At 56.0% G+C, this 816-nt stretch carries 2 protein-coding genes; both read right to left on the bottom strand.

Going from position 1 to position 816, the window contains the following annotated elements; genetic code table 11:
* The coding region (locus A3730_RS29480; RefSeq protein ID WP_304439470.1) for an OB-fold domain-containing protein at positions 1-88 on the bottom strand (88 nt) is incomplete at its 3' end.
* 41 nt (positions 89-129) lie between these two features.
* On the bottom strand, positions 130-648 hold the full coding sequence (gene ruvC / locus A3730_RS05990) for a crossover junction endodeoxyribonuclease RuvC (RefSeq protein WP_063519569.1): 519 nt from the start codon (positions 646-648) through the stop codon (positions 130-132).
* Positions 649-816: the final 168 nt, after the last annotated feature.

The raw sequence follows: 816 nt of genomic DNA, 5'->3' as shown, positions 1-816 counted from the left end.
CTTCCACTTCGTAGCCAACGCCGCTCACATCCAGCAGCAATACCGGAGGGCGTTTTTCCAGCAAGGTTCCGCGAAGTTGTCCGATCATGGGGTTATCCGTGTTGTTAACGTGTAATTAAAGGCGCCAGCTTAACGAAGCCGCCCTCGCCTGACAGCCGTGGCACCGCCCATTCTGGCCAGAGAAACACGCATATGCGCGTGGCAGAGGGCGATGGCCAACGCATCAGCAGCATCTTCCTGGGGGCGCTGTTCCAGCTTCAACAGGTACTTCACCATTTCCCCCACCTGATTCTTTTCCGCCCCACCTTTGCCAACCACTGCCTGTTTTACCTGGCGAGCGGAATATTCGAACACCGGAACATGGGCCTGCATGACCGCAGCAATGGCAGCCCCCCTGGCCTGGCCCAGTTTCAGGGCGGAATCCGCATTGCGCGCCATAAAGACTTTTTCAATGCTGACTTCCGCCGGGCCGAATTCTTTCACCACCTGATCAATGCCCGCGAATATTTCCCCCAGGCGCGGCGGCATCTCCTTGTGGGTGGTAGTGATGGTACCGAATGCCACGGCCCGGGAGCGGTTCCCCACCTGCTCTACCAACCCGTAACCGGTACGGCGCGAGCCGGGATCAATGCCTAAAATAAGCGCCATATTTCTCTGACCGATAATGAAAAGACAGCTGCCTGATAGCTGGCCCAGTTCTACCCGAGCACTGTCCAAATGTCCAGCTTCTAGCTTCTAGCTTCTAGCTTCTAGCTTCTAGCTTCTAGCTTCTAGCTTCTAGCTTCTAGCAAGATTGTGGCCCGACACCAAAATGCA

It is taken from the genome of Alcanivorax sp. HI0044, from assembly GCF_001634945.1.
The sequence above is the reverse complement of the archived record's forward strand: the minus strand, read 5'-3'. Positions and strand labels throughout refer to the sequence as shown.

Coding starts and splice junctions, on each gene's coding strand:
- ruvC (WP_063519569.1), bottom strand. CDS start 648: ATGGCGCTTATTTTAGGCATTGATCCCGGCTCGCGCCGTACCGGTTAC.